Origin of the sequence: Nonomuraea zeae (assembly GCF_005889725.1) — a bacterium.
Classification (GTDB): domain Bacteria; phylum Actinomycetota; class Actinomycetes; order Streptosporangiales; family Streptosporangiaceae; genus Nonomuraea; species Nonomuraea zeae.
On the sequence record NZ_VCKX01000020.1, the window covers coordinates 1 to 16,926 of the forward strand.

General features: G+C 66.4%; 15 protein-coding genes and 2 pseudogenes. 9 read left to right on the plus strand and 8 right to left on the minus strand.

The window, feature by feature from the left end; all coding sequences use genetic code 11:
- Window positions 1-100 precede the first annotated feature (100 nt).
- From ETD85_RS09190 to ETD85_RS09200, 3 genes are all read left to right on the plus strand, one after another.
- A complete protein-coding gene (locus tag ETD85_RS09190; RefSeq protein WP_138689200.1) occupies window positions 101-442 on the plus strand; it encodes an integrase core domain-containing protein in 342 nt (113 codons plus the stop codon).
- Window positions 443-900: 458 nt separating this feature from the next.
- A complete protein-coding gene (locus ETD85_RS09195; protein WP_138689201.1) occupies window positions 901-1,209 on the plus strand; it encodes a DUF6355 family natural product biosynthesis protein in 309 nt (102 codons plus the stop codon).
- 170 nt (window positions 1,210-1,379) lie between these two features.
- Window positions 1,380-1,721: a DUF6444 domain-containing protein gene (locus tag ETD85_RS09200; protein ID WP_138689202.1), complete on the plus strand. Its 342-nt coding sequence runs from the start codon at window positions 1,380-1,382 to the stop codon at window positions 1,719-1,721.
- A 138-nt stretch (window positions 1,722-1,859) separates the two neighbouring features.
- On the opposite strand, the gene ETD85_RS65590 is transcribed toward ETD85_RS09200, so the two are convergent.
- From ETD85_RS65590 to tnpA, 4 genes and pseudogenes are all read right to left on the minus strand, one after another.
- Entirely contained in the window at window positions 1,860-2,096 is a 237-nt protein-coding gene (locus tag ETD85_RS65590) for a transposase (protein ID WP_240779049.1), read from the minus strand.
- Between the two features lie 29 nt (window positions 2,097-2,125).
- Window positions 2,126-2,332: pseudogene (locus ETD85_RS65595) on the minus strand (RNA-guided endonuclease TnpB family protein); the annotation flags it as partial.
- A 28-nt stretch (window positions 2,333-2,360) separates the two neighbouring features.
- Complete coding sequence (locus ETD85_RS65600) at window positions 2,361-3,059, minus strand: RNA-guided endonuclease InsQ/TnpB family protein (protein ID WP_240779050.1); 699 nt, start codon at window positions 3,057-3,059, stop codon at window positions 2,361-2,363.
- Window positions 3,052-3,462 carry an IS200/IS605 family transposase gene (gene tnpA, locus ETD85_RS09210; RefSeq protein WP_420847243.1) on the minus strand — a complete coding sequence of 137 codons (411 nt, stop codon included), beginning with the start codon at window positions 3,460-3,462 and terminating at the stop codon, window positions 3,052-3,054. The genes ETD85_RS65600 and tnpA overlap by 8 nt, the downstream gene beginning before the upstream one ends.
- Window positions 3,463-3,639: 177 nt before the next feature.
- Here tnpA and ETD85_RS09215 point away from each other — a divergent pair, with 177 nt between their 5' ends.
- Both ETD85_RS09215 and ETD85_RS62970 read left to right on the plus strand, forming a co-directional pair.
- Window positions 3,640-4,146, plus strand: a complete 507-nt coding sequence (locus ETD85_RS09215; protein WP_170246582.1) for an IS66 family transposase — start codon at window positions 3,640-3,642, stop codon at window positions 4,144-4,146.
- Between the two features lie 36 nt (window positions 4,147-4,182).
- Entirely contained in the window at window positions 4,183-4,320 is a 138-nt protein-coding gene (locus ETD85_RS62970; protein WP_170246583.1) for a hypothetical protein, read from the plus strand.
- A 6-nt stretch (window positions 4,321-4,326) separates the two neighbouring features.
- On the opposite strand, the gene ETD85_RS09220 is transcribed toward ETD85_RS62970, so the two are convergent.
- Window positions 4,327-5,484, minus strand: coding sequence for a transposase (locus ETD85_RS09220; RefSeq protein WP_240779053.1), 1,158 nt, complete (start codon window positions 5,482-5,484; stop codon window positions 4,327-4,329).
- A 965-nt stretch (window positions 5,485-6,449) separates the two neighbouring features.
- Between ETD85_RS09220 and ETD85_RS09225 the strand changes: the two genes are divergently transcribed.
- Together ETD85_RS09225 and ETD85_RS09235 are read left to right on the plus strand one after the other, a co-directional pair.
- Entirely contained in the window at window positions 6,450-7,004 is a 555-nt protein-coding gene (locus ETD85_RS09225; RefSeq protein ID WP_170246584.1) for a LamG-like jellyroll fold domain-containing protein, read from the plus strand.
- 750 nt (window positions 7,005-7,754) lie between these two features.
- Window positions 7,755-8,348 carry a LamG domain-containing protein gene (locus tag ETD85_RS09235; protein WP_138689207.1) on the plus strand — a complete coding sequence of 198 codons (594 nt, stop codon included), beginning with the start codon at window positions 7,755-7,757 and terminating at the stop codon, window positions 8,346-8,348.
- 335 nt (window positions 8,349-8,683) lie between these two features.
- Here the strand turns inward: ETD85_RS09235 and ETD85_RS67445 are convergent.
- The 3 genes and pseudogenes from ETD85_RS67445 to ETD85_RS09255 all read right to left on the minus strand — a co-directional run.
- Window positions 8,684-10,082, minus strand: a pseudogene (locus ETD85_RS67445) (IS1380 family transposase); the annotation flags it as partial.
- A 404-nt stretch (window positions 10,083-10,486) separates the two neighbouring features.
- Window positions 10,487-11,266, minus strand: coding sequence for an IS66 family transposase (locus ETD85_RS09250; protein WP_138689210.1), 780 nt, complete (start codon window positions 11,264-11,266; stop codon window positions 10,487-10,489).
- Window positions 11,196-11,963, minus strand: coding sequence for a DUF6444 domain-containing protein (locus ETD85_RS09255; RefSeq protein WP_138689211.1), 768 nt, complete (start codon window positions 11,961-11,963; stop codon window positions 11,196-11,198). The genes ETD85_RS09250 and ETD85_RS09255 overlap by 71 nt, the downstream gene beginning before the upstream one ends.
- Before the next feature lie 263 nt (window positions 11,964-12,226).
- On the opposite strand from ETD85_RS09255, the gene ETD85_RS09260 reads away from it, so the two are divergent.
- Both ETD85_RS09260 and ETD85_RS09265 read left to right on the plus strand, forming a co-directional pair.
- On the plus strand, window positions 12,227-13,750 hold the full coding sequence (locus tag ETD85_RS09260) for a M28 family metallopeptidase (protein ID WP_420847241.1): 1,524 nt from the start codon (window positions 12,227-12,229) through the stop codon (window positions 13,748-13,750).
- 1,176 nt (window positions 13,751-14,926) lie between these two features.
- Window positions 14,927-16,453: a DNRLRE domain-containing protein gene (locus tag ETD85_RS09265; protein ID WP_138689212.1), complete on the plus strand. Its 1,527-nt coding sequence runs from the start codon at window positions 14,927-14,929 to the stop codon at window positions 16,451-16,453.
- The last annotated feature ends 473 nt before the right edge of the window (window positions 16,454-16,926 follow it).

The window sequence follows — 16,926 nt, forward strand, 5'->3', positions numbered from 1 at the left end:
GCCGTTGCATTCGCGCTCAACACCAGGCCCCGAAAGACGCTCGGATGGAAGACACCGGCAGAGGCGTTCAGCGAGCATCTAGACTTGCTGCTGAGCAGCAGTGTTGCGACGACTGATTGAATCCGAGGAATACACTGCGGCCCACCACCAGGAGCTGTGTCGGCGCCTGGGCGTCATCCAGTCGATGGGCCGGGTCGGGTGCGCGCTCGACAACGCAGCGGCCGAGGCGTTCAACAGCACCCTCAAGGTCGAGTACGTGCACCGCCACCGGTTCCGCACCCGGGCCGAGGCCCGCCTGAAGATCGCCACCTGGATCGCGGACTTCTATAACACCACCCGGCGGCACAGCGCCAATGACGGCCTGCCGCCCGTCACATTCGAACGTCACATGATCGAGAAGAGACAAGCCTCATCGGCCCTGCTGAGGACCGCTGTGGCATAGACCGTCTCCACGATTCCATTCCAGGGGATTGACAGCTGGGACTTACCCGAACGCGACGGAGATGTCATCGGTCCGGTCAGATGCGTGGATCGCCGAGCTCACCAGACCTGGTCGAATTACTCGCCCCGGACCGGTCGGCCGAAGGGGTACAGGTCGTCCACCGCCCGTGTCGCAGACGCCAGCCACCCATGCGACCAGGAAGGACAACTCGCAGGGCCCATGAATGCTCCGGGCGTGACAGCCGAGCGTCCACGCCGAACGCGAGGAGAAGCCTCAGGCTCAGCTCAGCCAACCGCGTCATCTACGAAGTACTGTGGCTCCCGGTAAATGCACGACGCGGCCGTGGAGAATCTGGCAGCAAACCTTCGATGTTTGGCAGGCATTGCGGTGGAGCGGCCTGTATCCGGTAGTTAATTTTGACGTAATCCCGGAACACCGCGAAGGGGCGATAGAACAAGATGCGTACACAGGCACTCAAGGTGATCGGCGGGACGTTGGCCGCCCTCGCATTGACCACCGCGCCGCCCTACCCCGGCGCCACCGCCAGCGCTGACAATCCGGCCGATGTCGGGGCGGCCACCTGTGGTTGGGACCCTGTCGCCAATGATGCCTACTACAACCACTGCAACTCCAACGTCCACGTCGTCATCCGCGTCGAACGGCACTCGGGGCTGACTGGATACGACAAATGCGTGCCTCCGGGGCGTACCTATCTCGGCTCTATGTCCGTGATCGCGTACGCCCATTACATTGGCAAGACTTGCTGAATCGGCCCAACGGGTGACACAAGGACGAAGGTATCCATTCACGCCTGCCGTTGAGCTTGGGCCTGATTTGAGGTAGACGCGCCGGTTTCTGCTGAATACGCGGATCCTGGGATGGTTCGACGTAGTTTGAGCTCGTATCCGGCCCTCAGGAGCTCAGCCGTGCGGAGCTGTTGACTGCTCTGGAGGAGATGCGGGCCGCGATCGCGGAGCGAGATGCCGTGATCAAGGCGCTGCTGGCCGAGGTCGAGCAGTTGAAACGGCGGGCAGGGATGGATTCGTCCAACTCCTCGATGCCGCCGGGCAGCAACGGTCCGGCGGCACGGGCCAAACGCGCCAAGAGGCCGAAGAAGCGCTCACCGCGGTGGGCAGGCCGGGCACGCGCTGACCTGGCGCAGCGATCCGGACCAGATCAGCATCCTCGCCCCCGAAGCATGCGCCGGGTGCGGCTGCAGGCTGGCCGACCTGACGAGAAGATCGTCGCGCGGGTGCAGATGTTCGATACCCACCGGTGAAACTGCAGGTCACCGAGTACCGGATGGTCACGGTGAGGTGCCCCGCCTGCCGGGCGAGGACCCTGGCGGCCACCTCGCCGGGACTGTCCGGACCTTGTTGTTGTGACTCCTCCGCCCCCTAAAGAGGGCGGCTTCTCGCTAAGCCGCTGCGGCTTCGCGAAGGGCAAGCCCTGCCCCGAGAATGTTGATCGCCGCGTTGACGTCGGCGTGCGCGGTGTGACCGCACGCCATACAGGCGAACTCGGCTTGGGTGGCGCGGTTCTCTTTCGCCATGTGCCCGCATTGGGCGCACGTGCGGGAGGTGTTGCGGGGGTCCACGGAGATCAGCTCTCGACCGGCGCTTTCAGCCTTGTGCGCGAGGATGCCCAGGAACACCCCCCAACCCCCGTCCAGGATGCTCTTGTTCAGTCCAGCCTTGGCCGCCGCGCGGTTGGGCAGGTACCGCCTTCTCCGTCCGGTTTCGGGGCTGGGCTCTTGGTCATGCTCGCGATCCGCAGGTCCTCGTGCATGATCATGTCGTAGTCGCGGATCAGGGCGTTCGCGGCCTTGTGCGCGCCGTCGAGCCGCCCGCGCCGGACCTTGCCGTGCAGGGCTGCGACGCGGGCGACCGCCTTACGGCGGCGCTTGGACCCGCGCTTCTTACGGGCGAGGTCCTGCTGAAGCGGCTGCCAACTTCTCGGCGGAGGCCGCGAGGTGTCGCGGGTTGCCGACCTGCTCGCCGTCCGAGGTGGTCAGGAACGACGCCACGCCCATGTCCACGCCGACGACCGCACCCGTGGCGGGCAGGATCTCGGCGGGTACGTCGTCGCACGACAGGACGACGTACCCGCGGGAGCCTTCCCGCTTTACGCTGATCGTCTTCACCCGGCCCCGCACCGGGCGGTGCTGGTGCACGCGGACATGCCCGACGCCTTGAAGGCGGACGAACGTGGCGGACGAGTGCTCGGGTTGGGAGTCCCACCGGCAGCCGTCGCCGTCCTTGGGCCACTCAACCGTGTCGAACCAGCCCCGGCCCTTGAAACGCGGGAAACGCGGGAAGCCCGAAGTGCGACCGGCCTTGACGCGGTCGAAGAACGCGCGGAACGCCTTGTCCAGGCGGCGCAGGGTGGCCTGCTGGGAGGAGAACGACCAGTGCGCCTGATCGGGATCGTAGGCGCGGATCTCCTTGAGCTGGGCGGACTGGTCACCGTACCGGATCGACACCTTGGACCGTTTGTAGGCCTCGCGCCGCTCCTCAAGCGCCGCGTTGTACAGGGCGCGGTGGTCGTCCAGGCACGCGGTGAGCGCGGCCTGCTGGTGCGCGGTCGGACGCATGAGGAACTTGTAAGACCTACGCACGGCCACCCGCCTTGGGCACTCGCTCATACTGCGTCTCGATGTAACGCCGCACCGTCTCTGCGGACACGGCGCCGACGGTGGCCACGAAGTAGGACCGCGACCACAGCGTGGGCAACTGGGAACGCAGGTGACCGAACTCGGCGCGCAGGTGGTGCGAGGTGAACCCCTTGAACTGGTTGGCCACATACGACGGCGAGTTCTTCGGATGCGGCTTGACGAACAGGTGCACGTGGTCGGGCATCACCTCAAGCGCCACGATCTCCCACCCGTGCTCGTCGGCCTTGACGCGGATCAGCTCCTCCAAGCGGGCCCTCACCCGGCCGCCCAGAACGGGACGGCGGTACTTCGAGCACCACACGACGTGGTATCCGAGGTCATACGCCACACCGGGGGAGATGCGCACCTGACGAGGCACACGATCATTATAACAGCATCACATATCTAGTGCGCGATGAACGGAGATCTCTGATGCCCGAATCTGGCGGGTCACTGCACGCTCGGGCCTTGGCAGCCCTCCCGCTCCCGATTCCCCCGACGGCTAGAGCCGCCGGTCCCCTCGAGAGGTACTGATGGCTCGAACGTGCGCGCCGCGACCGCGCTGCTGGCCTGCGCCGGGCATATGAGCATCAGCCGGGCCACTGACCTGATGGGTGTGCTGCTGGACGCGCCGGTCTCCACCGGGTTCAGCGGCGGCCTGGTCAAACGGGTCGCCGACCGGCTGGCCGGCTTCGAGAGCGCGCTGAAGACCGCGTTGCGGGCGTCGCCGGTGCTGCACCACGACGAGACCCCGGCCCGCGTCGCCGCTGACGATGATGATCGGCTGCTGTATGTCTACACCGTCCGCGCCGACCGGCTGGTGTGGTTCGGCGCCGCCGACAACCGCGGCCACGCGGCGCTGGATGGCTTCGGCATCCTGCCCGGCTATCGCGGCATCCTGGTCCGCGACGACTACACGGCCTATGCCAAGTACGACAAGCACCTGGCCGGCGTGCAACTGTGCTGCGCGCATCTGCTGCGGTCGTTGCGCGGCATCGGCGAACTGGACGAGCAGGGCAGCCGGGTGCAGGCTGCTGGACCGAGCCGGTGATGAGCGCGCTGACCGACGCCAAGGCCCGCGCCGACGGTGCCACCGCCGTGGACCCCCATCCTGGACGCCCTGCGCGCCCGCTATGACCAGGCGGTGGCCTGGGGCATCGCCACCAACACCCACCGCGACTGGCCCACCGGACGACACCCCGGCTACACCGATCCTGCTGGCTAACTCGTTTCAGGCCGTGAGAGAGAGTTCCGCCAGTTGGAGGCGGGCAAGGTGGCCGGTGCGGGTGCGATCGAGCGGGTGCCCGTTCCACCAGGCGTCCAAGCGGATGAGGTTGAGCGCTACGGCGGAGAAGACGTGTTCGAGGTGGACCTTGGCCAGGCCCCGGTAGCGGGCCCGGCGGACACCGGCGACCGCGACGGCTTGGCGCACGGTGCCCTCGACTCCGGCCCGGAGTTTGTACTTGTCCTGCCAGTCGTTGCTGATCTGATCGGCGCGGGCCTGGTCAAGAGCCTCTTGGAGAGGGCGGGCACGGATGGTGAGCTGGCGTCCACCTCTCGTGGCCGAGGTGCACAAGGAGCGAACCGGACACGGCCGGCAGACCTCGCCGCGGAACTTGACCACGATCGCCTCGGTGCCGCGCTGGGTGCACCGGCTCCAGGAGGAACTCGCCTGTCCTTGCGGGCACCTGGCCTGTTCGGCGTCCCCGTCGATGGTGAACGCCGCACGGTCATACCCGGCGGCGGCACGGGCTTGCGATGATTGATCCAGCAGAACCGGGGTGATGAGCGCGATCCCGAACCTCTCGCGGGCACCGACCAGGAGTTCCGCCGACGGATAGCCGGAATCGAGGTAGTGCTCGCCGGGCAACAGCCCACGTGCCCCGAGCATCTGTCCTTCCGCCATCACCCCAGCACGCAAGATCACGCGCAGGAGCTTGAGAACGGACTGGTCACAGACGCGTTCCTCGATGAGAACCTGTAAAGCGTCGTGCGCCGAGCGCTTCGGACGGAACCCGAACGAGCAGCCCAGCATGTCCGCCTCGAAGACCGGTTCGAACACGATCTTCAATGCGGCCTGCACGATGCGGTCGCGAACCGCGGGAATCGACAGCGGCCTCTGCTCGGCCGTGCCCGGCTTGGGGATCAGAACCCGCCGTGCCGGAAGTGGCCGATACCGCCCTTCCCGCAGCTCGTCGGCCAGCTCATCGAGCAGCCGGGCAACCCCGTACTCCTCGACCTGGGCCAGGGTGGTGGTGTCGATACCGGGTGCGCCGTTGTTGGCGCGCACCGCGACCCACCCGCGCTGCAGCACCTCTCTGCGGCAGACCTTGTCATACAGCGCGTGGAATCGACGTCCGGGATCGGCCTTGGCCGCCGGGTAGAGCACATGCTGCAAGGCTCGGACCGGATCACGCGGAACCCGTGGTTCCCGCGATCCCTTGGCGGCGGGACTAGCGTGACCGGCACTCACCGGGCCCCTCCATCACAGTCGCTGCGCATCGACGAAGCAGCGGCCTTTCCCTCACCGCCGGTTGTGTTGTCCGGTCGGCTCCAGCAGTACTACGGCCGCCTCCGACGCCCACCCGGCCAGCACTCCATTTCCCGGCGTGGACCGGTTATAGGACGCCACACTCCTGCAACACACTGTCCGCAGGTTGCCGGGCCGGGGAGGGCCTCCCCAGTTCCCGCCGCCACTATCGATACGTTCCGCGCCCCATACGCCGGGGAGTCCTTGACGGCTGCGCTTCCACGCTCTTCACCGCGTCGCTGGCCTTCGCCCTGGATTCGGGGGCTCGGCTCTCCCTAGTTCCCGACCAATGGCCGGGACCTCTAACGACGCCGCAGGCTTCGCTTCATGCTACGGACCGCATCGTCGCTCCCCCTATTTGCAAGGCCTTTGACGCTGGGCTTCGACCCCGCCCGTTTCCAGACGAAGCCGCCAGCCTGCTACCGGGCCTCCTGGCAGCTACCCGGACCGGAATCCCACCGGCAAGCGACGACGAGCTTACGAACAGACGATCAGCCGCTACGTCACGGCTTCACCTCCGTTCTGCTGGGCGCACGAAGAATCGAGGCTAACCAGCAGGAACACCCGGCCGCGGTGTCTTTCTCCCGTATTCCGGAATCGCTGTACCCGTGGCAGATGCAGCGCTGTTTTGGCGGTAAAACAACTTATACCCTGACGGTTAAATCAATTATCGTCAGCGCGAGAGTTCCAGAGTGGCGGCCAACAGGACCCGAGGTCAAAGGCATTATATGAACCCGTGCGCGGCCATGTACGGCGGTTTATGCGGGCGCTCAGGCAGGGTGATCGGCGTAACCAACATCAAGCGAGGTTTGTCCCGTGTTCTCGTGGGTTTGATCGTGACAGCCGGTGCGCTGACGGTCTCTCCAGCCACGGCTCACGCGGCCGACGACAATCTGGTGGCCGCCTACGGGATGGAAGAGGAGCAGGGCGGCGCCGTACTTGACATGTCGGGCAACGGTCACGACGGCAACGTGAAGGACCCGCTGCGGGTCAACGGAAAGATCGGAAAGGCGCTCCGCTTCGACAACGCCCAGGACCTGGACCGCGTCCTGATCGTCCCGGACGCTCCCGAGCTGAGCCCGTCGTCGGCGATGACGCTGGAAGCCTGGGTGCAATCGGCCGACGATCGGCCCGACTGCCTGATCGCGGCCAAGATGATCGACCAGACGGACTTCTCCGCCGGCATCAGCATGACCAACTTGGGCTTCCGCATCGGCGGCGAGTTCCAGGGGGCGTATCAGTGCCCGCTCCCGGCCGGCGAATGGTTCCATCTGGCGGTGGTCTCCGACGGCGCGTGGATGCGCCTGGTCGTCAACGGCGTCGAGGGTTCTCCGCACCGGTGTCGGGAAACATCGACAGCGGCTCCGGCCCGCTGGTGATCGGCGGGCAGGGCGATCTGACCTCCTGTTTCGCCGGCATCGTGGACGAAGTGCGGCTGTATGCGCGGGCGCTGACGAACGAGGAGATCGCGCGGGACATGGTCACGGCGATCGCGCAGGACGCGCGCCCGTCGGCCCCTGCGAACCTCACCGCCGACGTCAGCACCGGCGTAGCCCAGCTGTCCTGGGGCGCGGCCACGGACGACAAGGGCGTGACCGGCTACGAGATCCACCGCGACACCTCGCCGGACTTCGTGCCGTCGGACCTCACCAAGGTGGCCACGGTGACCGAGCTCTCCTACACCGATAGCTGCGCCGAACGCGGGTGGACCTACTACTACCGGGTGGTGGCGGTGGACGCCCTCCCGCAGTCAGGGCCGCCGAGCGAGCTCGTCTCCGCCACGGCCGAAGATCCCGATTGCCCGCCGACGGCCCCCGAGGTGAAGGTCTACCCGCGTCAGGGCTGGGCCGAGCTGCAGATGTGGGGCGGCCATGACGAACACGGCATCGCCGACCTCCAGGTGCACCGCTCCACGCAACCGGACTTCACCCCCAGAGCGGAGACGCTGGTGGCCAGGTTCGACCGCTGGGTCTCCAAGGTCTACGACTCCGTGCCCGCGGCCGGGACCGTCTACTACCGGACGCTGGTCGTCGACACCGCCGACCAGCCCAGCGAGCCCTGGCCGGTGACCAAGTCCCGACATCTCCGTGCGGCCAGACCTGCAGACCACGATCGCCGGGGTGTACGCCATGAACGAGGGCACGGGCAAGGAGGTCGCCGACACCTCGGGCAAGGAACGGCACGGTTCTCTGTGGCCCGGCATCACCTGGACCGAGGGGAAGTACGGCAAGGCACTGGCCTTCAGTGGTGCGGGCGCGCACGTCCATATCTGGCCCCACCCCTCCACCGGTGCGGCGACGATCTCGGCGTGGGTGAAGCCGGCGGTGACCGGGGATCGCCTGCCCATACTGGGATGGGTGCTCAACGGCGGCGAGAAGACACTGGTACTCTTCACGTCGCTGAACTCCAGCTATACAGCGCCGGCGGCGATGATGGACAAGCGTTCGCAGGGGAACGACTACGCGATGGCACAGCAGCCTCTCCCCTTGGGCGAGTGGAGTCACCTCGCGGCCTCGTACGACGACGGCACGATCCGCCTGTTCGTCAACGGCGAGCTCGTCGCGGAGAAGTACCACACGCTCCAGTTCGCCGATACGGGCAACCTCGAGATCGGCACTGGCAGCTACGACCTGAAGGGGACGGTGATCGACGAGGTGCGATCCTACGACGCCGCCCTGTCCCCTGCCCAGATCAAGTCCATCATGAACACCCCGATCGGCTGACCGATCTGACAGATCTGACCAGGCTGATCGACAGTGGCCGGGGCTCGGGTGAGTCCCGGCCCGCCTGCTCCCTGGACCGGCCTGCGACCTCGTGAGATCGCCGTCGGCCGGCCTCCGCTCTTGACCAGGCGCAATGCCAACGCAGGCCCCGATCCCGGTGATCTTGTGACGCGTCTTGACCCGCGTTGCTTTCGAAGTGGGGAGCCTACGGAGTCGCTATGCCCCAGGTGACGACCACTCTCTGTGTGACAACCGTCATTCTCAGAAGCATCGAATAGGCGACAACTGATTACGCGAGGTCGCCAGTGCTGCCCCCTCGGTGTGCTGGCCATCGAGATCGAACTCCTCCAGCCCGCGAAGGCGTTCATCCAGGCGGGCTGCCAGCGCCATCCGGCGGGCAGGTGCAAGAGCAGGTGGCCACGCCCATCTGCAGGTCCGTGCCGGGCCAGCCGGGCGGACACGGTGATGAGGTGACGGCGCAGGGTCGCACCGCGGGCACGGGCGTGGAAGGTCGAGGCCAGGCAGCCCAGAGCACGCAGCAGATTGTGGGTGATCGCCGCCAGGGTGAGCCAGGCGGCATTGGCCGCGAACGTGCCCGAGGACAGGTGTGCGAGCGGCCCGTCGATCAGATCAGCGTTGACCTGCTCCTGCACCGCGTGATCACGGTGCTGCTCCTCGGCTTGGATCAGCGTGTACGGACTGTCGGTGAAGATCGGGTGGTGGCGCCAGGCGGAAAACAGTTCGTCTTGGCCGTGTCCGGCCTGCTCGTTGAGTTTCTTGACCCGCCGCACGATCAGCCGGGCGGTGACGGCCTGGCCCTTGGTGCTGGTGAAGGCGGTGTAGCCGACCTCGGCGACCTCGGCGTCGGAGACCCAGCCGCCGGCCTGCTCATCGAAGATCGCTCGAGGGTAGGCGATCGGGGTCCAGGCGCCCTCGTCGATGGCTGCGATCGCTGCTTTGACCTTGGGGTCCAGTTGGCGGTGACGGAGAAGCGGGCGTGCTGGTCGCGGCAGGCGCCGATGACCTCGGCGCTGTAGAAGGCCGAGTCGCCGCGCACGATCAGGGTGCCTGAGCAGCCCGCGGCGCGGGCGGCCGGGATCGACTCGCGCACCAGGGACGCCGCGCCGCGTGCGGAGCCTGCGCTGCCGCCGCGCAACCGGGTGGCGGCCACCACCGGCGCGGCCAATGGCGTGGACAACGTCACGGCCAGCACGTTCAGGCCACGCACCAGCACACTCTTGCCGCCGATCTTGGTGTGGCCGAACCCGGAGCCCTGCTTGGTATAGCCGTAGGTGCGCCGCTGCATCGAGTCGATGTCGGGGACAGCCAGCACCTGCTTGCCGGGCAGCAGCGGCGTGTGAGCGGCCAGCGTGACCAGCACCTGCCGGGCGACCTTGTCCAACTGGCGCACGTTTCCCAGGTGAAGGCGCGCAGGAACGACCCGAGCGTGGACAGCGCGCGGATACCGTCGAACAGCTTGTCCATCCCGCAGTGCCGCAGCGCGTCCAGGTCGTCGATGCTGTCGGCGCCGCAGGCCATCCCGGCCACGATCGAGACGACCTTGGCTGCCGGATGGGCTCCGGGGGCAGCCGTCAGGGCCACGTGCTCGCCGGCCAGTCGCTGCAGCCCGGCTCGCTCCGCCAGCCGCAGCGCCGGGGCCAGGCCAGCATAAGAGATCACGTACTCGTCGTCGAAGATCGCCTGCGTACGGCTGGCGGCAGGGGAGAATCGCACTTACGAGGTGCCTTCCTGAGCTGGCTGATTGCGTGAAGAACTCCAATCTTCCCAGTTCAGAGGGCACCTCGCCTCATTTCGCCAACTCCACCCCAGATTCCGATCGGGGCTCAGTACTGACACGTTTCTTACAGGCGCCCCCGTACCAAGGAGCGCTCGTGCCTGGCGACTCGGCGTACCCGGCGTAGATGACCAGGCCCGAGGCGTTGACCAGGGCAGGCCCGGCGGCCGATAAGCAGGACCGGCACGCAACGACTTCACCGGAACAGGGCCGCAGTCACACCCGGCCAGCAACTACGATCACCTTTGAAGGTAAGCATTCACCTCCAGCGCATTTCGGCTTCTGGTGATCGCGCTGTGTGATCGTCCTCAGGCATGCGTGAGGACGGCCGATCCTGGGATGGTCAGCCGGTTACCGGGTCGGGTGGCATCCAGAGGTTGCCCAGCAGCGCGTTGCGTAGGACGGTCATGACGTCGAGGCTGTGCTTGAGTGCGGTGGATAGGTAGCCGCGTACGGCGTAGCGGTGCTCGGTGGCCTTCTCCGAGCGGAGCCTGCCGGAGATTTTCTGCTGGGTTTTGGCTGGTCGCAGGTCGCGTTCGGCCTGGTTGTTCGTCGGTGGGATCCGTAAGTCGCAGGCGAAGCGCAGGACGTCGTCGGCGCGGTCGCGCAGCACCTCCAGCAGCACCCGGCCGACCGACTGGGTGACGGTCTTGGCCGGCCCCGGCAGGCGCTTGACCTGCGACAGTCCGACGGCAACTCCGCCGCGGTACATCTTGGTGAACATCGCCAGGGTGCCAGCCTCGATGGCGTCTTTGTCCTGGTCGCGGGCGAGGTTGGCGGCGTGGATCGAGCCGCGCAGCGCCATCTGCAGCTGCCGGGGCCAGCGAGCATCTGGGTAGGTCTCCGCACAGTCTTCAAGATCGCGATTGAGGTGCGCCGCGCAGAGTTGGTGATCACGCGCACCCAGGTCGGTGGCGTCGTAGTTCTGGTAGCGGTCATGGACCACCACGCCGGTCAGGTCGGCCACCACGAACTTCTTGAAGGTCTCCAGGTCCCGCCCGCCGAGCATGTACCAGGTCAGCAGCCGGTCGCAGGCCACCAGCAGGTACTTCTTAGCCTTCTTCGGCCCGACCCGGATGGGCGTCTCGTCGCAGCACACCACGTAGGCCAGGGTGAGCAGCATCCGGATCCGCGCGTTCGCGGGATGCGACCGCGACGGCGGCCCGGCCGATCAAGCCGTGCACGAACCCGGGCGAGGGCTCCGCACCGGTGAGCGAGGCCACCAACACGGCGACCCGGTGCACCGGAATCGCGTGAACAACCAGCAGATACACACACCACGCCTGCAGATTGACCCCCAGACTGACCGGTGCCGGGGGCACGCCCGGCGCGGTATGCACGGCGCCGCACCGGCAGGCGACCGTGTGCACCTGATGCTGGAATCGGCGAGCCACCAGCAGCGGGATCTCGGTCTGCTGGTGCCGGGCCGTCACCCCCAGATCGGCTGCCTGGCCCAGATCGGTCCCGCACCCGCATCGGCCTTGTGGATAGTGCTCGACGATGTCGCCATCGGCGACCTCATCGGACCAGGCCAGCGCCCTACCCTGGGCACCGGGCTGCTTACCCGGCCGACGCCGACCGCTGCTGACCTCGCGATCCTTGGGCTGCTGGCGGCCGGGAAGGTCATCGACCGAGGGCGGCATCCCGGAATTGCCGCTGTTACGCGAGACCAGCCGCTCCAGCTTGGCCACCCGCTCGCGCAGCGCAGCGTTCTCGGCCCGAAGCTCGGCTACCTCCGCCTTCAACGCGGTGTTCTCGGCCATGAGCGCGCGCGTCAGAGCGATCAGCTCCTCGCGGGACAGCTCCTCCAGGCCGGACACCTGAAGATCACATCATCCGAGCCCGATTTGATCAAAGTGACGACGGTCACGCAACCACTCGAACTGCTACATCCTGTGCACGACGTGAAAACTTACCTTTGAAGTGCAATGACAGTGGCAGTAATCGCGTGATTTCTGGCCTTCTCTCGTCTCGACGGTGGCGCATTCCATCTGTGAAGATCACGAACTGATATTCTCAGTCGGATGGAAGGCATGAGATCGCTGTGTGGTCTTCACCTCTCATAAACAAGAGTCTGCGCAGGGTGGCCGTCTTGGCGGCAGCTGCGATGACGATGCCCGCGGTCGCCGCCCCCGCGCATGCAAACCCCGATCCCGCCTCTCTGGTCGCGGCCGTGACGGCCGATCACATCCAGCGGCACGTGCAGGCGCTGCAGTCGATTGCTGACACTCACGGCGGCACCCGCGCCTCCGGCACCTCCGGCTATGACGCTTCGGCCCAGTACGTGGCAGGGCGGCTGCGGAGCGCGGGCCTCAATGTCGCGCTGCAGCCCTTCTCTTTCCCCTTCTACCAAGAGAACGCTGTCGGCACGCTGGAACAGGTCTCACCGGAGTCGAAGAGCTACGCCCCGACGCCGCCTAATGGCAGTACCGTCGGTGACTTCTTCACCATGATCTACTCCGGTGCGGGTGATGTGCGCGCAACGGTGCAGAGTGTGGATCTCCCCCTGCCGCCGACGCCCACTCCCAGCTCCACGTCCGGCTGCGAGACCGAGGACTTCGCTGACTTCAAGGCCGGCAACATTGCCCTGATCCAGCGTGGCAGCTGCGACTTCGCGGTGAAGGCGGCCAATGCCAAGACCGCGGGTGCGGCAGCCGTGATCATTTTCAACTCAGGACAGCCAGGCCGTACCGGCACCATCCAGGCGACCCTGGGTAACCCGGTGGGTATTCCCGTCGTGGGCACCACTTTCGCCCTGGGCGAGGACCTCGCCTCGCCAACCGGTACGGTGGCGCACCTCAAGCTGGACACGACCAGCGAGATGCGCACCACTCATAACGTGATCGCTGAGTCACCCGGCGGCGACTCCGGCAACGTGGTGATGCTCGGCGCACATCTCGACAGTGTGGTCGCCGGCCCCGGTATCAACGACAATGCCTCCGGAAGCGTGGGACTGCTGGAAGCAGCCCTGCTAACGGCGAAGCTCAAGCCGCACAACAAGGTGCGCTTCGCCTGGTGGGGCGCCGAGGAATTCGGACTGCGTGGCTCCACCGAGTACGTGAACGCCCTTTCGGCCGACCAGCTCGGCCAGGTCAAGCTGTACCTGAACTTCGACATGATCGCCTCACCCAACTACGCCCTGCAGGTCTACGACGGCGACGGCTCGGGTGGAAGCGGAGCACCCGTGGGGCCGCCCGGCTCCAGCGATATCGAAAAGAACTTCCAAAGCTACTACGAAACCCTAGGCCTCCGTCACACGAGCGCCGCATTCAACGGCCGCTCCGACTACGGACCGTTCATCGAGAAGGGAATCCCCGCCGGCGGCATCTTCACCGGCTCCGACGGCCTGAAGACGGCCGAGGAGCAGCAATTGTTCGGCGGTACCGCCGGAACCCCCTATGACTCTTGCTACCACCGGTCCTGTGACACGGCTGCGAACATCAACGCCAAGGCACTGCTCGTCAACACCGGTGCCATCGTCTACGCGACGGCGACCTACGCCTTCGATGAGAACCTCCCCGGCACGGGCATGAAGCGCACGACAGGGGAGAAGGACACCTCCTCACACAACAGCCACGGCGAGCACGACCGCGAGCTCACCCGCTAACACGTTCGTCGAACACCCGGAGCGGCGTCCCCGTCGCGCCGCTCCTGGCCAACTCGGTCACCGCGAGGATGAACGCACGACCTGTGCTCGCCGGGCAACAGCCCACGTGCCCCGATGGAACTGGCACTCGCCAAAGCCGCCACCGCGATCACCCGCATGATCGAGGCATTCCAAGAGCAGCTGATCACCGTCGACGAGCTGCGCACCCGCATGCCCGACCTGCGAGCATGACAAGCAGGGCTGCGTGGGCAGTTGGAGGCGCTGCAAGCCAGCTCGCCGACCGCGAGGCCTACCTCAAACTCGCCGACGACCTCGGCGGCTTCCTCACCCAACTGCACACTGCCGCTGGCACCAGCAACGTATCCGAACGTCAGCGCATCCTGCGACTGCTGGTCAAAGACATCCTCATCGGCCAGAAAGATCACCATCCCGCACCGTACCCCTGTCCGCGGACAACCCGGCGCCCCACGCCCCAACCTCGACACCGATACGGAGGGTGCCCATCGGCCACGTTATCCATTGCGCCGGGGGCGTGACGACACACCTGTTCACCGGCTTCGTCTACGACGGCACACCATCCACGGAGGTGTCGGTGTGTACCGGGCTGGTGACGGCAGGGGCACGTGCGCGTGCATTACCGGCGTTAATCCGGCGAGGAGCTCACCGACCTGCTCAACGAGATCATCGAATGACAGCTAAGGCGTTGCGTAGAGGCCGCCGATCGGGCTGCGAGAATGCTCAAAAGAGGCGCGCCCAGCATCGCAATCATCACGCTGGTGAAGCCCTTCTGCGCGTCAAACCCTGCCTTCTGCCCTTTGCCGATACACGGCCGTCTCGAGCAGAACGACGCGGACTTGCCTGCACTCTCCCTCGAGCAGGCCGGCCAGCAACCGGAAGCCAGCCGGATTAAGCCGACCATAAAGACTCTTCACAAACCTTGAGAAACAACGTCAGGATAACGATGGGACAGGCGGAACGCTGAGCACTTTTCTGCCATTGTTCGACTTCATCACGCCAAAGAGACTCTGCCGGATTCTGCCTGTTCAGGCGCCGGTCAGTGCCTCTTTGGTCCAGCCCCACTCGGGAGCCGGCGGCCAGCGGCCATATCTTCAAAGCGTGACTTATATCACATTTACGGTTTTTCAGAGTTTGCCTCTCATTAATGGTGATATCTCTGTGAGCCAACTCGATCTTTGTACGGGGCAACAAGCAGGATCCGAGTCGAGAAACACGGGGAACGAGCGAGCACACCACTCGCCGGTCGATCGTGCCTTTCATCCCGTCTGGAACTTTACGAATGGAACGTCAATGCGAATCTCCGCATCCGTAGGACGGCTGGCGCTCGGCCTGACCGCGGTCGCCGCGCTTACCACTGCCACCGGCTTCGAGGCCGTGGCGGCCGTCGAGCTCAGCCCGGAGGCGGCCGCGTCCGCCTTGGCCGAAAAGAGTGGCAAGACTGTGGCCGTGCCGAGTCTGACCGACGAGACCAGTACCACCGTCGCCAACCCTGATGGCAGCTTCACCGCCTCGATCACCTCCGGCCCGTCCAACGTCGAGCTGGCGGACGGCACGTGGAAGGCCGTCGACACCACGCTGGAGACACACGGCTCAGTGCTCAAGCCGCGTGTTTCACGGGTCAACATTGAGGTCTCGGCCGGCGGCGACGGCCCGCTCGCCAAGCTTGTCGACGACAGTGGCCGCGTGTTCGCGCCCCGGTGGCCTTCGCCTCTCTCCGAACCGTCGGTCCAGGGCAACGTCGCCACCTTCACCGACGCGGCCGGGCAGGGGGCCGATCTGGTGGTGACCGTGCTGCCGACGGGCTTCCGCTACGACGTCGTGCTGCGTGACAAGCCCGCGGGCCCGCTGGAGCTACGCATCCCCGTAGACACCCAGGGCGTGGACCTGCAGGCCACACCTGATGGAGGTCTGCAGCTCAAGAGCGCTGACGGCGGGGTGGTCGCCGCCGCTGCGCAGCCGCTCGCCTACGACTCCAGCGGCCGCGGCAAGGCGCGCGGCGGCGCGGTCTCCAAGATCGCCAGCGCGGTCGAGACTCAGGACGGTGTCAAGGTACTGGTCCTGAAGCCGGATACGTCGTTCCTGGCCGACCCCGCCCGCGTCTACCCCGTGACCCTCGCCCCGGCGATCACCCTGCCCGGCGTCGTCACCGACACCGACGTGGCCACGTCATGGGCCTCCCACCCGGGCGACGTCATGATCATCGCCGGTACGATGCCGTGGGAGAACGGCCAGGGCGACGACGTCATGCGCAGCCTGATCAAGTTCGACACGCAGAAGATCAATGGCAAGCGCGTCATCCTGGCCGGCCTCGGCATGTGGAACCTGGAAACCAACGCCTGCGGGGCCGAGGTCGGTTCCGGCCTCACGGCCGAGCGCATCACCAGCCCCTGGGACGAGACCAACCTCAACTGGGGCAACAAGCCCTCCACCACGCACCAGGGGGCGAGCACCAACCGCGCGGGCCGCGGCCGTACCTGGACCGAGCCATGCGCCGCGGGCGCCGGCTTCCTCGCCTGGCCGGTGACCGACATCGCCAAGGCGTGGGCGGGGGGCGCACCCAACCACGGCATTCAACTGCGCGGCGCGGACGAGAACGAGAAGACGAACTGGCGGGCGTTCGCCGCATCGGAGAACAAGAACGAGGGCGTGCACCCGCCGACCCTCACGGTCGCCTACTGGCGCTGACCTCCTGCATTCATCCGCCCCTTCACCCGCCGCCGTCCGTCTGCCGGGCGGCGGCGCCTTCATCCGCATTCATCGCCTCCGCCGCTATCATCAGCCCGCCTGTTGCTCGATAGCGAGTCTTCTTCACGCCGAAATCGATGACGAGGACACCGAGATGGCTTCAGGCTGCGTATCCATCAGCCCGCCCCGATGCGAACCGCCAGCCATGATCGTCACTTGGCCCGCCGAGCCGATCGGGCGCGTTGCGCTGCTCGATGCCGACTGAGCCGGAGGCGGCCGAGCTGGCGAGGCTCGCTGTGCGCCGCGCCCCAATGTGCTTTCAGCCGGGCCGAGGATGAGCGTGCACCTGTCCAGAGCGGTCGCTGGAAGACGGCGAGGTCGTTTCCATCGGCGCAGGCCACGTCGGGGTTTTCCATCCTCTGCGATACCGGGCACGCGTTCGAAAGATTCAGCACGTGCGCAAGGTGGCGGGA